At 34.1% G+C, this 18,800-nt stretch carries 17 protein-coding genes and 2 pseudogenes; 15 read left to right on the top strand and 4 right to left on the bottom strand.

Translation table 11 applies throughout. The features are described from left to right. The first annotated feature begins 86 nt into the window (after positions 1-86). The 11 genes from BGI23_RS15520 (at position 87) to cuyA (ending at position 12,980) form a co-directional block, all read left to right on the top strand. Positions 87-1,001 carry a class I SAM-dependent methyltransferase gene (locus tag BGI23_RS15520; RefSeq protein WP_157441038.1) on the top strand — a complete coding sequence of 305 codons (915 nt, stop codon included), beginning with the start codon at positions 87-89 and terminating at the stop codon, positions 999-1,001. Between the two features lie 146 nt (positions 1,002-1,147). Next, positions 1,148-1,942 carry a MerR family transcriptional regulator gene (locus BGI23_RS15515; protein ID WP_070806490.1) on the top strand — a complete coding sequence of 265 codons (795 nt, stop codon included), beginning with the start codon at positions 1,148-1,150 and terminating at the stop codon, positions 1,940-1,942. Between the two features lie 109 nt (positions 1,943-2,051). Further along, positions 2,052-2,885: a CPBP family intramembrane glutamic endopeptidase gene (locus BGI23_RS15510; RefSeq protein WP_001078407.1), complete on the top strand. Its 834-nt coding sequence runs from the start codon at positions 2,052-2,054 to the stop codon at positions 2,883-2,885. 498 nt (positions 2,886-3,383) lie between these two features. Further along, entirely contained in the window at positions 3,384-4,373 is a 990-nt protein-coding gene (locus tag BGI23_RS15505) for a beta-ketoacyl-ACP synthase III (RefSeq protein ID WP_070806489.1), read from the top strand. Then, positions 4,363-5,526 (top strand): ATP-grasp domain-containing protein, encoded by a 1,164-nt coding sequence (locus tag BGI23_RS15500; RefSeq protein WP_070806488.1) that lies wholly within the window; start codon positions 4,363-4,365, stop codon positions 5,524-5,526. Before BGI23_RS15505 ends, BGI23_RS15500 begins: the two co-directional genes overlap by 11 nt. After that, complete coding sequence (locus BGI23_RS15495; protein WP_000783223.1) at positions 5,523-6,509, top strand: NAD-dependent epimerase/dehydratase family protein; 987 nt, start codon at positions 5,523-5,525, stop codon at positions 6,507-6,509. Before BGI23_RS15500 ends, BGI23_RS15495 begins: the two co-directional genes overlap by 4 nt. Next, positions 6,506-7,357, top strand: coding sequence for an MBL fold metallo-hydrolase (locus BGI23_RS15490; RefSeq protein WP_000695247.1), 852 nt, complete (start codon positions 6,506-6,508; stop codon positions 7,355-7,357). The genes BGI23_RS15495 and BGI23_RS15490 overlap by 4 nt, the downstream gene beginning before the upstream one ends. Then, positions 7,350-8,687: a F390 synthetase-related protein gene (locus BGI23_RS15485; RefSeq protein WP_070806487.1), complete on the top strand. Its 1,338-nt coding sequence runs from the start codon at positions 7,350-7,352 to the stop codon at positions 8,685-8,687. The genes BGI23_RS15490 and BGI23_RS15485 overlap by 8 nt, the downstream gene beginning before the upstream one ends. After that, entirely contained in the window at positions 8,684-9,829 is a 1,146-nt protein-coding gene (locus BGI23_RS15480; RefSeq protein ID WP_044793106.1) for a hypothetical protein, read from the top strand. Before BGI23_RS15485 ends, BGI23_RS15480 begins: the two co-directional genes overlap by 4 nt. Positions 9,830-10,422: 593 nt before the next feature. Further along, positions 10,423-11,655: a DUF4073 domain-containing protein gene (locus BGI23_RS15475; protein WP_070806486.1), complete on the top strand. Its 1,233-nt coding sequence runs from the start codon at positions 10,423-10,425 to the stop codon at positions 11,653-11,655. Between the two features lie 329 nt (positions 11,656-11,984). Then, on the top strand, positions 11,985-12,980 hold the full coding sequence (gene cuyA, locus BGI23_RS15465; RefSeq protein ID WP_070806485.1) for a D-cysteate sulfo-lyase: 996 nt from the start codon (positions 11,985-11,987) through the stop codon (positions 12,978-12,980). 168 nt (positions 12,981-13,148) lie between these two features. Here cuyA and BGI23_RS28740 read toward each other — a convergent pair whose 3' ends face one another. After that, the gene (locus BGI23_RS28740; RefSeq protein WP_240332532.1) at positions 13,149-13,388 is read right to left on the bottom strand and encodes a hypothetical protein; all 240 of its coding nucleotides are present in this window, start codon (positions 13,386-13,388) and stop codon (positions 13,149-13,151) included. 151 nt (positions 13,389-13,539) lie between these two features. On the opposite strand from BGI23_RS28740, the gene BGI23_RS15450 reads away from it, so the two are divergent. From BGI23_RS15450 to BGI23_RS15440, 3 genes are all read left to right on the top strand, one after another. Next, positions 13,540-13,962 (top strand): YhfM domain-containing protein, encoded by a 423-nt coding sequence (locus tag BGI23_RS15450; RefSeq protein WP_070806484.1) that lies wholly within the window; start codon positions 13,540-13,542, stop codon positions 13,960-13,962. An 870-nt stretch (positions 13,963-14,832) separates the two neighbouring features. After that, positions 14,833-16,278, top strand: a complete 1,446-nt coding sequence (locus BGI23_RS15445) for a L,D-transpeptidase family protein (RefSeq protein WP_070806483.1) — start codon at positions 14,833-14,835, stop codon at positions 16,276-16,278. Positions 16,279-16,649: 371 nt separating this feature from the next. After that, positions 16,650-16,865, top strand: a complete 216-nt coding sequence (locus BGI23_RS15440; RefSeq protein ID WP_001104097.1) for a hypothetical protein — start codon at positions 16,650-16,652, stop codon at positions 16,863-16,865. Between the two features lie 181 nt (positions 16,866-17,046). Here BGI23_RS15440 and BGI23_RS28860 read toward each other — a convergent pair. The 3 genes and pseudogenes from BGI23_RS28860 to BGI23_RS28735 form a co-directional block, all read right to left on the bottom strand. After that, positions 17,047-17,145: pseudogene (locus BGI23_RS28860) on the bottom strand (ATP-binding protein); the annotation flags it as partial. Positions 17,146-17,161: 16 nt separating this feature from the next. Further along, positions 17,162-17,539: a hypothetical protein gene (locus BGI23_RS15435; protein ID WP_070806482.1), complete on the bottom strand. Its 378-nt coding sequence runs from the start codon at positions 17,537-17,539 to the stop codon at positions 17,162-17,164. A 96-nt stretch (positions 17,540-17,635) separates the two neighbouring features. Then, positions 17,636-17,994: pseudogene (locus tag BGI23_RS28735) on the bottom strand (hypothetical protein). 401 nt (positions 17,995-18,395) lie between these two features. On the opposite strand from BGI23_RS28735, the gene BGI23_RS28175 reads away from it, so the two are divergent. Then, a complete protein-coding gene (locus BGI23_RS28175; RefSeq protein WP_157441037.1) occupies positions 18,396-18,560 on the top strand; it encodes a hypothetical protein in 165 nt (54 codons plus the stop codon). Positions 18,561-18,800: the final 240 nt, after the last annotated feature.

Here is an 18,800-nt window from a genome sequence, read left to right as displayed (position 1 = left end):
CAAGTGATTAGCGAGGCAGGGCACGTAGAAGCAGGAATACTCTAAGAATATACGTTTGTCTATATTTTTAGTAGCAGTGTATGTGCGTGAAAAAAGGTGGAGCAAGTGTAACGTCGTTAGTATCAGCTTTCGGAAGGGCGTATCACAGTGAATTTGATCGTCCTAAAATCTTTGATGATTATGTAGCTAAAGATTTTATTTCAAAAAAAGAACGTAACGAAATTGAAATGAACATGGTTCAAGGAATACATTTTTTTAATACAGACATTGCAGAGAAGTTTCAAGACAATCCACAAGAAATATTAAAATGGATTACACAAGTTCAATTATCACCAACACCTTTGGCACGCGCGGCATATTGTGAAAGAGTATTACTACATGAGATTACATTAGGAGCAAAACAATACGTCATACTCGGTGCAGGCTTAGATACGTTCAGTTTCAGACATCGAGAATTAGAGAATGAAATAGAAATATTTGAAGTGGATCATCCTTCTACACAAAAGTTTAAGAGGGAGAGAATAAAAGACGCAGAACTTGAAACTCCAAACAACCTTCATTTTATTTCGATGGATTTCACGAAAGGATTTTCCAGTGAACAGTTACGGAATGAAGGATTTGAAAATAAAAAGACTTTCTTTAGTCTATTAGGTGTTACGTACTATTTAACGAAAGAAGAACTTTCTAGTTTAATAGAATGTTTATTCGAGATGGTTCCAGAAGGGAGCTCTATCGTTTTCGATTATCCGGATGAAAACTTATTTACCGAAAAAGGGTTGTCCAATCGAGTTGAAAATATGGTAAAAATGGCTGCAGTAGGTGGAGAACCGATGAAATCATGTTTTTCTTACGCCGAAATGGAAGCACTGTTAGAGAAGGCGGGCTTACTCATTTATGAGCACTTATCGCCAAAAGACATAAATACATTCTATTTTGAAGGACGAAACGATTATTTAAAAGCTTTTGAGACGGTGCATTATGTGCATGCGGTGAAGAAGTAGAGGATTAGTAGGCATAGGGAGAAATCTCTGTGCTTTTTTTGTGGGACAACAAGGGGGAAATATTAACTAGGAAGGGAAATTCGATAATGTAAAGAATATGAAGTATGAATGTAATAAATTAAGTAGTAATGCTAAAGGAGAACGTAATGTACACAATTGGACAAGTTGCTAAATTTTTAGATGTATCTAGAGATACTTTAAAGTTTTATGAGGAAAAAGATTTGGTCAAGCCGAAGCAAGATATTGAGAATGGGTATAGAAAATATAATCATTTTGATATATATGATATAACAACGGTCAATTTCTATAGAGAAATGGATATCGAAATAAAAGAAATTCAGGAATTAAGAAAAAGTAAGAGTATAGAGGAAATAAAATCACTGTTGGAAGAGAAAGAACAAGAAGTTTTAGAGGAGATAGAATATAAAAAACTCCTTTTAAAAAAGCTTCAAATTGTAAAAGAAGATTGCGGAAAAATAGAGCAATTCCTAGGGAAATATGTAGTAAAAGAAATGGAGCCATTAGAAGTAAATGGAGAAATAGAGCATTTTACTGCGTATGATGAGTATGAATTTTTGAAAAAAAATACGGATCGTTTAAAAAAAGCAGTTACTTTAACATCTTTACGAAGAGTTATAAGTTTTAATGAGGAAGGTATTATAGAAGATAAATTTATAGTTGTAAGAAAAGTAGAGGAATTTGACATAGAGTTAGAAGGGGAAATTTTATCGCATCCAAAATGTATGTATACAGTTATTGAGGATGGAAGGTGGTCAACTGGTGGGAAGAGTATTGATCATATCGTGGAATCGAGTTTAAGAAAAGCAGCAATAGAACAAGGGTATGAGCTTTTGGGGCTAGTGTATATAAATATATTACTTACCACGTATGAAGATGAACTTGAGCGTATATTTTTAGAAATTTATGCACCTGTAAAATAATGCAGACATGTATTGACCTGTGAGTAACCCCCAGGTTTAAGCTGAAAGTATCTGTAAATATAAATACTATTATGTTTACGAAATACTTAGTTTGAAATGGGGATTGTGCATGAATAGAGAAAAGAAATTAAAAAAGCCAGTAGCTAGTTTTATCGTACTAACCAATATCATTTTTCTGCCACTTTTTTTGCTTGTAGGAGCTATAAGTATGCTAGGATTCCCAGCATGGGTTTTTGATGTAATGTTTTGTATATCGTCTTGGTCCTCAACTTTTGCTTTTGCCGTGTTATTTAAAAAAATCTATCCCGGTCAGAGCTTTATACAATTTGTAAAAGACAAGTTCAAGAACAAACTTAAAGTTTCTGTCCTTCTTATTATGAGTGCGATTCAAACTTTTATATTTCTAATGATTTTGTTTGTCGTGTCTAAAAATAGTGAAGTAGACTCTATTTTTACTGTCTCTTCATGGGGAATGCTAATCTATTTTTTTGTTAAAAACTTTCTTGCGGGGCCATTGGGAGAAGAACTAGGATGGAGAGGCTTTGCACAAATTGAACTTCAAAAGAAGTATTCACCATTAAAAGCTTCGCTAATTATTGGTTTTTGGTGGGGAATGTGGCACCTACCTATTTGGTTTACTACAGGATTTGTTGGCATGGACCTAATTAAATATATTCTATTTTTTATGATCTCTATCATATCTATAAAAATCGTCATGACTGCATTTTACAACTTGAATCAGAATTTAATTATTCCAATCATTATCCATCAATTCTTTAATTTTTTTATTGGTATTATAAACGGAAATTTAATAAATCTAATCATGTATAACGCGATATTTTATTTAGTGGTAGCAGTTGTAATGATTGTTATAAATCCAAAGAGAGTTTTGTATGGAGCGGAAGACATGAATAGTAGAAATGGAAAGTATTATAGGGCATAGTGATGTGTCTATAAAAGAAAAGGAAATTAAATTTAGTGATGGTAGGTATATATATCTTTGGCATTACTATCTAAAGCTCTGTCAATCCAATTATAGAAATCATTTTTTTGAAAACAAAAGAGAAAATAGAAGATGTTTAAATGAGATGTATATACGTTCCATATGTTTATATTTGCTGCTCAATAAACGATCCTCTCACGTAAGTTCATACCACATATTCACTTTTATTTACAAAAAATACTATTAATTATTTTCGGATAATTGTTATAATATAATTAAATTGATATAAAAGTGTTTTTCTAAAGTATGTATTTGAAGAATTCTCATGCAAAAAGAGCCAGTTCTCAAGTAGAGAACTGGCTCTTTTTTGAAGAGAAGTAGGATTAGATGTACACAATGGTATGGCAGAATTTTACAATAAAATCTGTATTTATCTACAACAGTAGTTATATATGACGGAATTTTAAAATTTATAAAAAGATTAAGAGGCGATAGAAAATGAAAAGATATATTAGTATAAAAGGAATTGGCACATATCTTCCAAAACGAAAAGTAGATTCTCTTGAAATAGATCGTATGTTAGACGTACCAGAAGGCTGGACATTAAAAAAAGCTGGAGTAAAAACACGATACTTTGTTGATGGGGAAACGTCTTCTTATATGGGGGCTGAGGCTGCAAAAAAAGCTGTAGAAGATGCGAAGTTAACATGGGATGATATCGATTGTATTATTTGCGGAAGCGGAACGATTCAACAGGCGATTCCTTCTACTGCATCACTTATTCAAGAACAGCTCGGGCTACAGCATTCTGGTATTCCATGTTTTGATATCAATTCAACATGTCTAAGTTTCATAACAGCACTTGATACAATTTCATACGCAATTGAATGCGGGAGATACAAAAATGTTGTTATTATTTCTTCTGAAATTTCTTCTGTTGGATTAAATTGGGGACAAAATGAAAGCAGTATTTTATTCGGTGACGGTGCGGCAGCTGTTGTCATAACAAAAGGCGATCATTCATCTTCTATTATTGCTTCTCATATGGAAACATATAGCTCTGGTGCGCATTTATCAGAAATTCGTGGCGGTGGAACGATGATTCATCCTAGGGAGTATAGTGAGGAACGAAAAGAAGACTTCTTGTTCGATATGAATGGAAGAGCCATTTTTAAACTATCTTCTAAGCATTTAATGAAGTTTATCGACAAGCTCCTTATGGATACCGGTTATTCTCTAGCCGATATTGATTTAATTGTTCCTCACCAAGCAAGTGGACCAGCTATGAGACTCATTCGTAAAAAATTAGGGGTAGATGAAGGACGCTTTATGACTATTTTTGAAGACTACGGCAATATGATTTCCGCATCTATTCCAGTCGCTCTTTTCGAAGCGATTAAGCAAAAGAAAGTGCAACGTGGAAATAAAATATTATTATTAGGTACTTCTGCGGGACTTTCTATCGGGGGCATCCTTCTTGAATACTAAGAAAACAGTATTACTTACAGGAGCACGTGCACCAGCAACTTTGCATTTATGCAGACTGTTTCATAACGCTGGACATACCGTTATTATTGCAGATAGTATTCCTTATCCGTTAAGTAAAGTTTCAAAGAGTACGGATTACTTTTATGAAATCCCATCTCCAAAGTGGAAAACAAATGAAAGTATCCGTGCGCTACTATCCATTATTCAACGTCACAATGTAGATTTGCTTATTCCGACGTGTGAAGAAGTATTTTATATATCTAAATATAAAGGGGAATTAAGTGCATTTTGTCATGTATTAGTAGATGATTTTCAAAAACTTTTATTACTGCATAATAAGTGGGAATTTATTCAGTTCGTAGAAAATTTAGGGTGGCAAGTACCTGCAACATATAGAATAAATAATGAAGAAGCGATAAGGTCAATGATGCACAAAACACCAGCTCATACTCCTTTTGTATTAAAGCCGATTTACTCCCGGTTTTCTGATAAAGTGGAATTTATGATAAAAGAGGCTGCTCTAAAAGAAAGCATGATACGTAAGCCGAATTATATTATGCAAGAGTTTATACAAGGAACGCAGCATTGTTCCTACAGTATTGCACAATCTGGGGAAGTGTTGGCTCACTCTACGTATAAAACGGAATTCACGGCAGGCTTAGGTGCTACCATTGCGTTTCAGCATATGAATCATTCTAAAATTGATCAGTTTGTTACGCATATTGTAAAAGAGTTAAATTTCTCAGGACAAATTGCCTTTGATTTTATCGTTACAGAGAATGGAGATGCGATTCCAATTGAATGTAATCCACGTAGTACAAGTGGATTACATTTATTCGATGAGGAAATATTGCCCGCGTTTTTTAATGAAAAAGTAAACAATTCATTCGTTCCAAAACAAAATTCGGAGTGTGCAATTCGGTTAGCGATGCTTCTATATGGATTTCCTTATTTAAAAAGTAAAGAAAAACGTAAACGATGGTTAAAAGTTCTATGCTCTTATCCAGATATCGTTTATCGTCACAATGATTGGAAACCATTTTTTTATCAGTTTTTTAGCATGTATAAATTATGGCGTGAAAGTTATAAACATGAACGGACTATTTTAGAGCAAACAACATATGACATATCGTGGGATGGTGAAGATTTATGAAAATGCTAGTAACTGGTGGAACGGGCTTTCTAGGACAAAAACTCGCCTTTCGACTGAAAAATATGGGCTATGAAGTAACGGCAACGGGAAGAAATAAAACAATCGGTAAGGTATTAGAACAAAATGGGATCGAGTTTGTTCATTGTCCTCTTGAAGACAGGGAGCGTGTGGTACAAGTTTGTAAAGATAAAGATTATATTTTTCATAGTGGCGCACTTTCTTCCCCTTGGGGCAAATATGAAGATTTTTATAATGCGAATGTGTTAGGAACGAAACATATTATCGAGGGAAGTCAAAAGTATGGTATAAAACGCCTTATCCACGTATCAACGCCAAGTATTTATTTTTATTATGATGAGCGACAAAATGTAGTAGAAAATGCGAAACTTCCTGATACGTTTGTAAATCATTATGCAACAACGAAGTACATAGCTGAACAAGCGATTGATCAAGCTTTCGTACATGGTTTACCAGTTATCACAATACGCCCGCGTGCTTTATTCGGACCAGGGGATAACGCAATTCTTCCGCGTCTTATTAAAGTATGTGAAAAAGGGGCTTTACCGAGAATTGGTACAGAAAATGTTCTTGTTGATATTACGTATGTTGAGAATGTTGTAGATGCTTTACTTCTTTGTATGCATTCCCCAAAACATACATTAGGGCAAAAGTACAATATAACAAATGATGAACGTATCAATTTATATGAGGTCATAGAAAATGTAATGAAGCGCCTTGATAAGGAAGTACGATATAAAAAAATTTCCTACAAAACTGCTTTTACACTAGCGGCTATATTAGAAGGAGTCTCAAAAACTATTTTATTCGGAAAAGAACCTATTCTTACAAAGTATACTGTTAGCGTCCTTTCAAAAAGCCAGACGTTAAGTATTGATAAAGCTAAAGAAGAACTAGGATATGCTCCAAAGGTCAGTATAGAAGAAGGAATTACAAAATTTGTAGACTGGTGGAAAATACAATGAAAATCAAATCTTTAAAGCTATATGATACAGGATATTGTACACATCCAGAAAAAATCGCATACTCCAAGGGCAGTTGGAAACAAATCTGTTTTCCAGCAACAGTAGGATTACTCCAGCATCCAGAATTAGGATATATTTTATTTGATACTGGATATGCAGGACACTTTAAAGAAGCGACAAAAAAATTCCCTTACTCTGTATATGCAAAACTGACGCCTGTTCATTTTACGGAAGAGCAATCTATTAAACAGCAACTTCTTCTTGATGGTATTCAGCCAGAAGAAATTAAATATATTATTCTTTCTCATTTTCATGGCGATCATACAGCGGGTTTACCCGATTTTCCAAAAGCGAAAATATTAACCTTCGCAAAAGCTTATGAGGATATTAAAAAGAGAAGTAAATTTGGTGCTCTATTAAAAGGGTGCCTAAAAGATACATTGCCAGTGGATTTAGAGCAGAGGATGACATTCATTGATCGAACTCCATCTCTTAACTTACCTTCTACATATGGAAAGTTTGAAGAGGGCTATGATGTATTTGATGATGGCTCATTATTTGCTGTTGACTTAACAGGACATGCAACTGGTCAATTTGGTATATTCGTCCATTTACAGAGTAATAAAATTGTTTTTCTTTGCGCAGACGCAGTGTGGCTAAGTAAAACGTATCAAAACCTTGTATTTCCTAGTAAGATTGCCAACCTTTTAACGAGCGACCCAAAGTCTTACCGGAAGAATATTGAGAAGTTACACCATTTATCACAAACATCATCTGAGATTGAAATTGTACCAACGCATTGTGAACATACATGGGATAAAATTAAAGCAGAGGTGTACTATGAATAAACTACGGATTCTCAAGCAATACTTGAAAACAAAATATGGCTTGAGATTTTCAAATCGCAAACAATTGGAACAGTTTCATAAACGACAAATAGAAAAACAACTTTTGTTCACGATAGAAGCGTCGCCTTTTTATCGCCAGTTATATAAGCCGTTTTTACATGAAATTCAAAAGGGAAATTTGTCTGCACTCCCCATTATTGATAAAGAAGTAATGATGGAACATTTTGATACATTAAATACAGTCCATATTTCAAAGGAAGAAGCGTTTCATATAGCATTTGAAGCAGAGAAGACCCGGAATTTCTCACCAACCATTCGTAATATAACTGTCGGTTTATCATCAGGCACTAGTGGAAATCGTGGGGTTTTTCTCGTTTCCGAGGAAGAACAAACGTTGTGGGCTGGCTCGATTATTGGAAAGGTGCTTCCTTCTAGCCTTCTACATAAACACACGATTGCTTTTTTCTTACGTGCAAATAGCAACTTATACGAAGCGACAAAAAATAAGCGAATCTCATTTCATTTTTTTGATTTACTAGATTCGTTTCAACAGCATATCACGCGATTAAATGAAGTAAAGCCATCTATTTTAATTGCACCTCCGTCTATGTTACGGAAAATTGCTTACTGGCAGCAAGAAGGACTGATTACAATTTGTCCTAAGAAAATTATCTCTGTAGCAGAAGTGCTTGAAGATATTGATAGAGACTTTATTTCTGCAACTTTCAAGCAGACAGTACACCAAGTTTACCAATGTACAGAAGGTTTTCTTGCTACCACCTGCAAGCATGGGACATTACACATGAATGAAGACCTCGTTCATATTGAAAAAGAATACTTAGATCAAGAGAAAGGGATATTTGTTCCCATAATTACTGATTTCATGAGGAAAACACAGCCGATTATACGATATCGTCTCAATGACATATTAATTGAGAAAAAGACGCCGTGCAGCTGTGGCTCACCTTTCTTAGCATTAGAACGTATTGATGGTCGATGTGACGATATATTTATTGGAATAAGTGAAGTGGATCATAGCGAAATATTTATTTTTCCAGATTTTATTAGAAGAGCAATTTTGTTTGCATCTAGTGACATCCAAGAATTTAAAGTAATACAACATAGCGTAGATAAAATTGAAATTAAACTTAAAGCACTACCTGAAAATCTCGAATTATGTCAATCAAAGGTAATGCAAGAATTACATACACTATGGTCTACGAAAAAGTGTGCGATACCGCATGTTTTCTTTTCGCATTACGATATTCAAGTATATGATAAAAAATTAAAAAGAATAGAAAGTTTTGTAAGGCGTGGTGAACATAAATGATTCAGTTACATGATGATCATTCCTTGCATAGCATTGATTGGGAATCCAAAAAAGATGGAGCGTATGTACGAGATAGTTTCTTGCCTCTTTTTCAACAGGGCGTTACAGCATTTATTGAAAATGTGAACACGCAACTCTTTCTATTAGAAATTGATGATCTCATCTTACCAGTCACTCTTAATAACGCAGAGTTCGAAAATTCATATGTATGTTCTCCTTATACACATTACATATCTTATGCGTTAGAAGAGCTATGGGAGTTGAAAAAACCATGGCTTGAGAAGCTACTAACCTATCCGATTCATTTTATGGGAAATTGGCTAAGACGAACGAATATTAATAAAGTCATTGTCGTAAATAATTGGATGCTTTCAACAAATCTGTATCACTCTATCAACGAACAACAAATCGAACAAATAACGAAAGTATTAGTTGAGAAATTTCCAGAGCATACCATTCTATTTCGCTCTTTAAATAACAAATTATATCCCGCAACGACAGAAGCATTATCTACAGTCGGTTACAATAAAATTATGTCTCGTTCTATATACTTATTTGATCCGAAACACTATAAAAAAATGAATCGAAAAAAACGAAAAGATTTACTAAATGATAAAAGTTTATTAGAGAAAAGCAATTATGAAATTATTACGAATGAGGAATTAACAAAAGATGATATTTTACAAATTTCTCAGCTATACAACCAACTATATATTGAAAAATATTCTGCCCATAACCCAATGTTTACACCCGCTTATTTATGGAATGCTCTTCAGCATCGTTTATTTGAGATAAAGGCCATAAAAAAAGGGGACACAATTGATGGTGTCATTGCTTATTTTATTAGGGATGGAGTTATGACAACGCCGATCCTTGGTTATCATACAAACACTGACCAGCAACAAGGTTTATACCGTATACTGTCCCTCCTTATTACAATGGATTCTATTGAAAAAGATTTAATTTGTCATTGTAGTGCTGGGGCTGGAGAGTTCAAACGAAATCGTGGTGCAACACAGCAAATTGAATACAGTTATGTATATAACGCTCATTTACCACCTAGCCAACAAAAGGTATGGAAAGTATTAATGTGGATATTAAATACATATATAGAACCGATGGCAAAAAAACATCGCTTTTAAGCAAAAAAGGATAAGATTCGTAAATTGTAGGAGTTATAAGTGTTTCATCTTGTTCTGTTAGTTGATTGAACAAAATGTTTTTTTAGTAGGCTACATAAAATAATCAATCTTTTTCATAAAAACTTAGGGAGGCCAGAAGAACCCCAAACATTTTACTCAAAATGTTTGGGGTTCTTCTTTTTATAAAATAAATATTTGTAGTGTGGAATATATCGAATTGCTTAACCGAACTAGTATTTTAGGGACATTAACTGAAACCATAAATATAACCTCATGTCTATCTTGTTGATGAATTTCATTGTCCTCGGATAAAAAATCAGTAAACCCTTAAATTAAAAGTAATAAAAAACAACGTATGAAACGAAAAGATTTAACATCAAAATTTACATGTATGTAATGTTAAAGGCTAGAAAGCTAGATTGGCGTGAATCACTAATTGTGGAGTGCAAAAAACAACAAAATCTTTTAAAAAACACTTAATTTTTTACTCCATCTATCTTTACAATCCCTCCTTATAATGTGAATTGGACAAGCACCTAAGAGAAAGCAGAATATGTCAGTTTGTACATTCTATTATTAGGGGGAGAATTTGTATGAAAAAGACAGTTGCTTCGTTAGTGGTTATGACGGTATTATTACCGACATTTTCAGCACATGCGGAAGGGAAAGAGCAAGTTCGAAAATCAGCTACAACTTTTAACGTTATTAGTGATATTCAAGGGGATTTAGGAGACTTTGATCACGTATTAAAAGATATGAACAAAGTGACGCCACTTTCTAGAGCGCTTATTATGAATGGGGATATAACGCCAACTGGACAACAGTCCCAATATGATGATGTGAAGCGAGTATTAAACAAAAATAAGCATCCAGAGAATGTATGGTCAACTGTTGGGAATCATGAGTTTTATGCTGGTAAATGGACAGCTGATGGGAAGCTATCTCAAAGTACATGGCCAAATGGTGTAACGGAGGAAACGCTATTTAACCGCTATTTACAATTTAGCGGACAAGAAAAGGTATATCATAAAAAAGAATTAGACGGTTATCCGCTTTTATTTTTAGGAACTGAAAAATATATGAAATACCACGATTCAAAAATGTGGGACGAAGTATATATGAGTGATGAGCAACTAGGTTGGTTAAAACAAAATTTAGAAGAGTACAGCCAAAAAGATAAAAACAAGCCGATTTTCATTTTTTCTCATCACGTTTTACCCGATACGGTGTCTGGATCAAGACAATCACCGTACTTACAAGATTATTTAAATGTCGATAAGTTGTATGATATATTAAAAGACTATCCACAAGTTGTTTTCTTTACGAGTCACACGCACTGGGATTTAAACTTGCCAGACTGGGCTGGTAAAAAGAAAATTGCAGGCGGAGATAAAAAAGGATTTACAGTTGTAAATACAGGTGGTATTGAAACGGGCTGGATGTCGGCTGGACCAAATGGAGGAGAGAAGACTGCTCCTGATGGTTATTCATTCAAACAAGGGTTGCAAGTGAAAGCATATGGTAGCGATGTAATGGTGACAGCTTACGATTACAAACGTGATAAGGAAATAAAGAAATTATTAATTAGTGATTCGAAAATTGCACAAATGGCACCAAATGTAACGGCAGATGATAGTAAAAACGTAATCGTCGGTGCAACGGAGTATATGGAGTATAATGTAGAAGGAACGGACGAGTGGCTGACGTATAATCCAGGAAATCCTCCAAAATTTGATGGGAACAAGATTGTATACGTACGACATAAAGGCGAAATGAATTTAGAACCAGGATTAACGCAGCTTCTTCGATTTTCGGAAAATAAGTGATTGGAGAGGACCCACTTTCTAATGAGTGGGTCTTTTTGTGTTGTCGATTTTTGTCGGTAAGTCGATATATTTGAAAAATCGCCGATATAAATTAAGAATCGCTGATATATTTTGAAAATCGTCGATATAAATTTCATGTACCGTAATATGGTTAAAATCATTATTATAATTTCATGTACCGTATTGAAGATAAAACCTTTAATACAATTCCATTCGCCAAAACCGAATTCCAACACATTTTTACCCCAGAAAGATGACTTCATCATTTTTACATGCAATAATAGTAACGTTACATACATTGTGAAAGAAGTATAAAAGGAGCGTTATTTATGAATTTAGCTAAATTCCCGAGAAAAAAATATACAGAGTCATATACACCAATTGAAAAATTAAACAATTTTTCTGAGGCACTTGGTGGACCGACTATTTACTTTAAACGAGATGATTTACTTGGTTTAACAGCTGGTGGTAATAAGACGAGAAAGTTAGAGTTTTTAGTTGCGGATGCGCAAGCAAAAGGTGCAGATACGTTAATTACAGCTGGTGGTATTCAGTCCAATCATTGCCGCCTGACACTGGCAGCTGCGGTGAAAGAGAAAATGAAATGTATTCTTGTATTAGAAGAAGGGCTTGAGCCAGAAGAGAAGCCAGACTTTAATGGAAACTATTTCTTATATCATTTACTAGGTGCTGAAAATGTCATTGTTGTACCGAACGGAGCAGATCTTATGGAAGAGATGCATAAAGTAGCAAAAGAAGTTAGTGAAAAAGGGAATACACCATATGTCATTCCGGTTGGTGGATCGAATCCTACTGGCGCAATGGGATACGTTGCTTGTGCGCAAGAAATTATCGCGCAATCATTTGACCAAGGAATTGATTTCAGTTCAGTCGTTTGCGTAAGTGGTAGCGGCGGTATGCACGCTGGTTTAATTACAGGTTTTGCTGGAATACAAAGTAATATCCCAGTAATCGGAATTAACGTAAGTAGAGGAAAAGCAGAGCAAGAAGAGAAAGTAGCAAAACTTGTAGATGAAACGTCAGCTCATGTTGGTATTCCAAACTTTATCCCGCGCGAAGCGGTTACATGCTTTGATGAATATGTAGGGCCAGGTTACGCGTTACCAACGCCAGAAATGGTGGAAGCAGTGCAGCTGTTAGCAAAAACAGAAGGTATTTTACTTGATCCAGTATATACAGGTAAAGCAGTAGCGGGATTAATCGACTTAATTAGAAAAGGTACATTTAATAAAGAGGACAACATTTTATTCGTACATTCAGGTGGTTCACCAGCCTTATATGCGAATACGTCTTTATTTGCGTAAGTGTGAAAAAGCATTGGGTATCCAATGCTTTTTGTTATATAATGGAATTATTTGGGGTGAGAAGGGGGAGTATATGAGTTCAAACTTAAAATGGATGATATACACGGTGCTCGGAATTTTTATTTTATTAATTTTATTTGTAGCTTATGGAGTTTATTTATATTTCACTTAAGTGAAATGGTAACCGAACCAAAGGAAGAATAAAATAATTGCTGTATTAAATAGAGTAAAACATAAACCGATAATCGCTAAAGTTTTCCTTTCATTTCGACTGCAAAAAGATATAACTGCTAATAGGATTGCTATAACAGTGGAAGCTAATATGAAGTAGGCGAAAGGCACGACATATTCTACTCCAACCCTGTCTAAAATAGGTGTGAAAAGAAAGAGATTAATAGTAACGAATATACTTGCAAAGAGAAATGTATAGCTTTTTCAAGTGTATGTTTTTAGCTGCATGGATCATACTCCTTTCCTTATATTATTTATATTTTTAACCATAAATCAATTACCTTTATTTTACAATGATCTGGATTGTTATGAAATGAGGTAGATGAATATGAAGGATAGAAATGTGTCTTTAGTTTTTATTATTATCTGTATATTAATAGTAACTGGCTGTTCAAATATACTAGGAAATGAAGATCAAAGAATCGAAGTGCAAAAAAATATTGGTGATAATAAATATGAAGATTTGAAGGTAGTTACAGATAATAAACAAGTTCAGCAAGTAAAGAAAATATTAAATGATGCTCATTTTGAAAATAAAAAAGTGCAAATTTCGCGTCCAGCTGATTATCATTTTGTTTTTCAATTTAAAAATCCGAAAATAGAGGCGAAAGCTGTGTTGTATCAAATTTGGATAAGCCCTAATAAGGATATAGTGGAAATCATCTTGGGTGGTAATCGGTACGCTCAATTAGAAGAAAAAAATGCAGCTACTTTGTTTCGGATTGTTACAGGGGAAAAGTTAGCTGAGTAAACTATATTGGATTATAGGGATTCAGTTCATATTTTTCATTTTGAGAGATAATTAGTTTTCAACAATAATAGCTATCTTTTTATGTTGGAATAAACATTGAGAATCGGATAAAATGGAAATTAGACATTGGATTCATGCTCCTTAAGGTGTGATTTAATCTGCCAACGGATAATAAAACTAGTAAATATATTGTTTTTACAAAGATTCGATGGTATGTTTAATTTTCTCAATATAATATTTTGCTTATATAGGAGTGGCTATTTGAATAAATTTATATTATTGGTTTTATTGGTTACATGCTGCCTTATTATTGCAGGATGTTCTAATAATAGGGTTATAACAAAGAATGAGTCAAAAACTTCAACACCTGTAAAGGTTGAACGTATCAATAAAGCGTGGTACAAACATATATAATAGTTTAAAGAAACTTAAAATTATTGCTGATAAAAGGTCATAAGGTGAAATGAGTTAGGCTGATAGTAGATGTTGTGAACCTTGGTGAAAAGCGGGAAGCATAGGGGAATTCTATATTTATAAAAATCCGATAAAATGTTAACAAATAGAAGACATGCTAAGGTGCTATCCTCTAACTTGAACCTACTAACATTTATTTCACTAAGTTAAAGTTCATGGAGAGTACTACTCTTCAAAATTCAGAGAATACTAGGGCCCATAATAGCTCGATTGATGTGGTTCCTTTTTCACTTTATCTACCATATTTATATATCTTTCTATAAAAAATCTAACTTTTAACGATTAAATGAGATAAAACCTAGTTAAAAACAATGAAATTTCAGGGAAAATAAGGTACACTATTCAATGGTTTTGGTTTAAAATCAATTGACGTTAATGTATACGGGGGAAAGATTGATGAACAACAATACAGTAAATGAATCTGTTGAAGAAGTTGAGAAAAAACGGGTAAGATCCAAAAAACGTTTTACAAATTGGAAGCTTATCGCAGCAGGTGGCGGTGTACTTGCACTTCTCCTTGGAGGAATGAGCTATTATCAGGCAACTCACTTCAATTCAAATGTTACGATTAATGATACAAAAGTCGGTGGTATGAGCGCTGATGAGGCAATACAGAAATTAAAAACATCTGGACTAGCAAACAAAGTTTATATTGATCAACAACAAATTTTAGATGAAAAAGAGACAAAGACGGAACTGACGGAAAAAGATTTGCCGCAAGTTAAGAAACTATTAAAAAGTCAGTGGACATTTTTCCCTTCTTCAAAGGAAAAAGAGTATTCATTGTTATCGAAAGAAGCGAATCAGTATCGTAGTGAAACGATGAAAAAACTTGTAGAAGAAAAGCTTGTTTCCATGAATGAAAAATTAAAAGCACCTCAAGATGCTATGGCAAAGCTTGAACAAGGAAAAATTGTTATTTCGAAGAGCGTTGATGGAAAACAGTACGACGTTACGAGTTTACTAAAAGATTACGATAAGCAGAAGCATAAAAGCGAAATTCATTTAAAGTCTGCATACATACAGCCTATTAAAGAAGACGATCCAATTATCAAAAAAGAAGAGAAAGCATTACAAAATCTTCTTACGCAGTCTGTTGATTATAAAGTGCAGGATGAAGTGTATTCATTAAAAGCGAAAGATTTAATTCAAAATGCCACTATGTCAAAGGATATGAAAGTGACAATCGATGCGAGCGAAATTAAGAATAAGGTTGCTGAAATTAATAAGGCTAAATCTACATTACATAAAGACTTTGCTTTTAAAACACATTCTGGTTCGGTTATATCAGTAAAAGGACAAGGATACGGCTGGGCACTAGATGTGGAAAAAGAGACAAAACAAGTTGGGCAAGCCTTTGAAAAAGGCGAAAAATCACTTTCTGCTTCTAACATTCACGGGAATGGTTGGGAGAAAGAAGGGATCGGTTATAAAACAACATCGAATAATGGCATAGGAGACACATATGCAGAAGTATCCATTGCAGACCAACAAATTTGGATTTATAAAGATGGCAAACTAGTCGTTACAACAAATGTAGTAACGGGTAAACATAGCACGGGTGAAGATACATCACCAGGTGTGTGGTACGTTCTATACAAACGTACACCATATACGCTAAGAGGCAGCGCAGTAGGGAAAGCTGATTATGCAGTTAAAGTAGATTACTGGGTTCCATTCACAAATAGCGGTCAAGGATTCCACGATGCCGGCTGGCGAAAAGATTGGGGAAGTAATGCTTATTTAACAGGAGGATCAGGCGGTTGTGTAAACCTTCTTCCTAACGTTGCAAAAACTGTGTATGATAGTTTGAATACGTATGATCCAGTTATCGTGTACTAGAAAATAGCTACGTATTAAGAACTTAAATGAATAAATAAAGCACCTGATGGTACATGAAAAAACACCTCTTGCATTCGCATACAAAGTGTGCAAATGCAATGGAGGTGTTTTTGTTTGAATACAAGAGTTTATTGCGTATAAGAAACAAAATAGAAAGAGAGTAAGATGAAGAAACAGGTTTTCAAATAGTCAATAAAATTGACACTGAATATCATTTTCATTTATGATGGAATCGTCGTATGTAATTGGACATGATTTTCGTGAAAAAGTCTATTTCTTATATTCATATAATAGATTTCTATTAAGGTATCACATTCAAGAACTATTACTAAATCTTTTAAGAACTTAAACGTAGGAAAGGGTAATATAAAATGAACTGGAAAAAAGGCGGATTATGGGTTATTATTTTTTTCATTGTAAAAGGCACAATTTCTACACTGTTAATCGTTACAGGTGCTAAATATTTTGATTTGTCATTTATGCAACTTTTCGTACTAATATTGATCTTATTACTGATTTCTCTCATAAGTCGAAAATTACTGTATAGACATAAACAAAACAAAAAGCAAAAAGAGCTAAATATATAAGGAAGCCCCAGAGATCTTTGGATTTCTGGGGCTTCCTTATATATTTTTTCATATGCATATTAACTTAACAGAACAGGTTGTCCAAAATGTTAAAATCGATGCTGTTTCAAATGCGTCGGTTACTTTGATATAAAGATTGAAGAATCTTTATTGTGGAGCTACAGACACTCATAAATTATGCTCATTTTTCAATTGGTAGTTTAAATGTAAAAGTACTGCCTTCTCTTAATTTACTTTCAACCGTAATTTTTCCTCCATGTAGTTCTACAATCCATTTTCTCGTTAACGGAAGTTAATTATATTTTTCTACGTACTAAATAAAAAGATAAGGCCCCCATAATAACAGGTGCAACGAAATCAAAGAAATGCGAAAAATTAAAAGGAAAAAGAAAAAGAAATGGTATAAGTGTATAGAGAGCTGCTAGTCCTATAAATATAGGAATTCCAAATTGAAATTCCCTGCATCGTTTGATTTTCCTGTATAACACTTCCCCAATTAGACAAGCTATAAGAGCTGGTATACTACCATAAGTAAAGATTGTTTTAATGAATCCTAATACAATGTTTGGATGAATAAAGCTAGGATGAAAAATATATGAAATCAAGAACCATCCAAAAATAAAAGTAAACAGAGTTACGGCATAACTAATTACAAATTTTATCAATGTAACCATCCTCACAGTTTTCTAATGTTATCTCCAGTGTATGACATAAAGTCCTATTATTGGTAGTGAGGAAAAAGCGGATCCCTAGTCTAACAAGGCATCCACTCATTCTTCTATACTTGCTTTCTTTGCTTTTCCAAACTTCCAAAAAGCTACAAGTAGTATGAGAAGCGGTATTCCCTGAATAAAGAGAAATCCTCCCAAAAAATAAAGTGTACGACTGACTAGAGGAGGAGCTGTTGCCGATTCACCCGCAAAATAAGCCCCATAATTAGCCACCGCACCTGCATAATCAGCTATCCCACCTATAAGAAAGGCCACTGGACTTATGATTAGATTTATCCCCAAACAGACCATTATTGAAGATAGGTTTTAGCCTTAATTTTTGGTGAAACAGACAAGGAAAATAAGAATATTGCAGTGCCGTTTATAAGAAGTAGTGTTATTACAAAATAAATTCCCATAATACCTCTCCATGACTTTAATTGTACCATTGGCAAGGGCGACTTTGTGCGAATTATGTGAGATTAACATAACGTCTCATTACAGTAGTCAATGATGCATATCGTTTTCGTTTTTGGGGGTGTTGCTTTTCTTAACTTGATAGCGATGGGATGAGTCATGAATTGTGGGGAAATTCTATACTTCTATTAACTCGTTAGTTGAAGAAAAATTTGTTCCACAACTCTTAAATTATTATAGTATGAAAAAATTAAATTCTCCGTCTGCGATTCATTCAAATTGGCCAATTTTTGCACTTTATGAATTCCCTGAAAGTACTAAAACTACGCAAAATAATTAACCATCCTATGCAAGAAAGTTCAGGTAGCTAATAGCATATATTTTACTGAAAGGATGTGAATGAATGATGGAGCGACCGAATTGGGGAATTGGAGGATTAGTATTCGTTGGCTGTATGTTTCTTGGCGGAGGAGTGGGAGCTATGTTAGGTAATGCCCAAACTGGATGGCTCATAGGAATGGGTGTTGGATTTCTTGGGATGGCTGTAACGAGACTGATCAGAAAGTAATATAACGGAGATTCTTCATACCATATGAGCTCCATACATTACAGTTAGAAGCTTCTCTTTTATATCGGTCTTTTCGAATTTTTTTCATACATAGATAGGATTCTCAAGTCGCAGGATGGCACCTTAGGGTGTATTTTTTATACTTTCTAAAAATGTCTTACTATATAATAGATTTCGTTAGGTTCTGATAATCTTTTTTGTAATAGAATAGATTCATTACCGTTTAAGGAACTGTTGAGC

Origin of the sequence: Bacillus sp. ABP14 (assembly GCF_001831375.1) — a bacterium.
Lineage (GTDB): Bacteria > Bacillota > Bacilli > Bacillales > Bacillaceae_G > Bacillus_A > Bacillus_A paranthracis.
This window is presented reverse-complemented; position numbering and strand designations above follow the sequence as displayed.

Bases quoted from the DNA above. Each gene is read 5' to 3' on its own strand.
- BGI23_RS28175 (WP_157441037.1), top strand. From the start codon at position 18,396: ATGATGGAGCGACCGAATTGGGGAATTGGAGGATTAGTATTCGTTGGC.
- cuyA (WP_070806485.1), top strand. From the start codon at position 11,985: ATGAATTTAGCTAAATTCCCGAGAAAAAAATATACAGAGTCATATACA.
- BGI23_RS15445 (WP_070806483.1), top strand. From the start codon at position 14,833: ATGAACAACAATACAGTAAATGAATCTGTTGAAGAAGTTGAGAAAAAA.
- BGI23_RS15505 (WP_070806489.1), top strand. From the start codon at position 3,384: ATGAAAAGATATATTAGTATAAAAGGAATTGGCACATATCTTCCAAAA.
- BGI23_RS15485 (WP_070806487.1), top strand. From the start codon at position 7,350: ATGAATAAACTACGGATTCTCAAGCAATACTTGAAAACAAAATATGGC.
- BGI23_RS15440 (WP_001104097.1), top strand. From the start codon at position 16,650: ATGAACTGGAAAAAAGGCGGATTATGGGTTATTATTTTTTTCATTGTA.
- BGI23_RS15450 (WP_070806484.1), top strand. From the start codon at position 13,540: ATGAAGGATAGAAATGTGTCTTTAGTTTTTATTATTATCTGTATATTA.
- BGI23_RS15510 (WP_001078407.1), top strand. From the start codon at position 2,052: ATGAATAGAGAAAAGAAATTAAAAAAGCCAGTAGCTAGTTTTATCGTA.
- BGI23_RS15435 (WP_070806482.1), bottom strand. From the start codon at position 17,539: ATGGTTACATTGATAAAATTTGTAATTAGTTATGCCGTAACTCTGTTT.
- BGI23_RS15475 (WP_070806486.1), top strand. From the start codon at position 10,423: ATGAAAAAGACAGTTGCTTCGTTAGTGGTTATGACGGTATTATTACCG.
- BGI23_RS15490 (WP_000695247.1), top strand. From the start codon at position 6,506: ATGAAAATCAAATCTTTAAAGCTATATGATACAGGATATTGTACACAT.
- BGI23_RS15495 (WP_000783223.1), top strand. From the start codon at position 5,523: ATGAAAATGCTAGTAACTGGTGGAACGGGCTTTCTAGGACAAAAACTC.
- BGI23_RS15480 (WP_044793106.1), top strand. From the start codon at position 8,684: ATGATTCAGTTACATGATGATCATTCCTTGCATAGCATTGATTGGGAA.
- BGI23_RS15515 (WP_070806490.1), top strand. From the start codon at position 1,148: ATGTACACAATTGGACAAGTTGCTAAATTTTTAGATGTATCTAGAGAT.